At 43.2% G+C, this 1,471-nt stretch carries 2 protein-coding genes and 1 pseudogene; 1 reads left to right on the top strand and 2 read right to left on the bottom strand.

The window, feature by feature from the left end; all coding sequences use genetic code 11:
* Positions 1 to 191 precede the first annotated feature (191 nt).
* Complete coding sequence (locus XYCOK13_RS19515; protein ID WP_213413922.1) at positions 192 to 413, top strand: hypothetical protein; 222 nt, start codon at positions 192 to 194, stop codon at positions 411 to 413.
* Positions 414 to 472: 59 nt separating this feature from the next.
* On the opposite strand, the gene XYCOK13_RS19510 is transcribed toward XYCOK13_RS19515, so the two are convergent.
* The gene (locus XYCOK13_RS19510; RefSeq protein ID WP_213413921.1) at positions 473 to 781 is read right to left on the bottom strand and encodes a hypothetical protein; all 309 of its coding nucleotides are present in this window, start codon (positions 779 to 781) and stop codon (positions 473 to 475) included.
* Positions 768 to 992: pseudogene (locus XYCOK13_RS22450) on the bottom strand (colicin E3/pyocin S6 family cytotoxin); the annotation flags it as partial. The pseudogene XYCOK13_RS22450 and the gene XYCOK13_RS19510, both read right to left, overlap by 14 nt.
* Positions 993 to 1,471 lie beyond the last annotated feature (479 nt).

The raw sequence follows: 1,471 nt of genomic DNA, 5'->3' as shown, positions 1-1,471 counted from the left end.
CACAAAATCTTTGACAGACCCTAAAGCGGAGCCGCTTTCCACGCCCAAAAAGCTTCAGAATGATCCTTGTTCTTGCCGTTGGCATGTGTTTGGATCATTGGGAAGAGTTGCCCGCGAGGCGTCAAACACGTAAACTGCCGGACAAATACGGCAGCGCTGGTGGCTTATTCGCCTAGCGGCGGTAAGGTTTTATGGCGTTGGTTCGCACGGTCGCGGAGCGCAGCGGCTTACAACGCCAAAAGAGTTTACAAATGATCTGTATCTTTGCCGCAGGCATACAGTTCGATCATTTGGAGGGTATTAGCGCTTCGTATCGAGAAGCGCATAAAAAGACCGGGAATCCGTATGCGATGGATTTCCCGGCGGGGTTGCCGCTAAATTGTATTTCAATCGGCTACTTCCATCAGCAATAACTCAATCCCCATGTAGAAAACCTTAACTGGAACGCATCCAGTTAAGGTTTTCAAAAATACTAACAACAATTGAGACCTTTCAATTGGTTGTTCTTTATTGTCCAACCATATTTTTTGTAGTCAATCTCGGTTCCACATTGACTACAACTTCCCGGCCAGCCAGATTGTCTCCATTCTGCTAATACCCCTAAATTAATGGAGTGGCAAATGGCCGTCCATTCGTAATTGTCCAAGTGTAAAGCTTCGTGTATCTCTTGAGCAAGCTTCCCATCATGAAAATCATCAATTGTCTGATCTAGAATATCATGGGCTTGATCGACTGTAATTTCGTTGTCAATAAGTTTTTGTAAAATATCAGTCAATGTCAATCGTCCTTCCTTTGACAGGTCCTTTATATATTTGGCCTGTTATCGGGTCCATCGACCCCAAATGTTTACCTTTGCTGTTGTACACTTCAATATCATTATGGGTATGATCCCATTCATAGAATTGCTTACTTCTTCCATGACCTGTTGTTCTTCTATCCTTTCCCTTAACATTATCGAAGGTTTTCCACACAGGGCTTTCTTGTTTTAATACATTGAATACACGTTTTTTATCGGAAGCAAATAACTGCAAGTCTAATTTTAATCTTCCATTCAAGTATTTCGTAGCACCATACATGCCTGCCGCTAATTTCGCAATATCTGCCTGTCCGGCTTCAAACGCAGCAGCTTCAGCCTCGTGAAGTTTCCAACTGGCTCTTGCAAAATAAAGATCATGCTTCTTCTCATCAAGCTCCCCATAATAGCCATCTTGGTAGGCTAACAGTCTGGCCAAGTCACCTGCCATATCCATTGGGGACTGATAAAGACCTGTATCCAGCTTGAGTTGCATGCTGGCTTCATGAGCCGTAATCGTTTTGTAAAGTTGTTGACATGCACTCTGCGAAGTACAAGCTGCCCTATATCCCGATGGATCAATAAAGATCAGCGGATTATTCATTACATACGTATAAAGGTTGAGTGTTAAGGGATTACTAATATCCCCCTCATAACTATCTTAGACTATGAACCCAC

The sequence above is a fragment of the Xylanibacillus composti genome (genome assembly GCF_018403685.1).
GTDB classification, from domain to species: domain Bacteria; phylum Bacillota; class Bacilli; order Paenibacillales; family K13; genus Xylanibacillus; species Xylanibacillus composti.
The sequence above is the reverse complement of the archived record's forward strand: the minus strand, read 5'-3'. Positions and strand labels throughout refer to the sequence as shown.

What these genes read in the sequence shown, in the direction of transcription:
- XYCOK13_RS19515 (WP_213413922.1), top strand. Translation starts at nt 192, where the DNA reads ATGGCGTTGGTTCGCACGGTCGCGGAGCGCAGCGGCTTACAACGCCAA.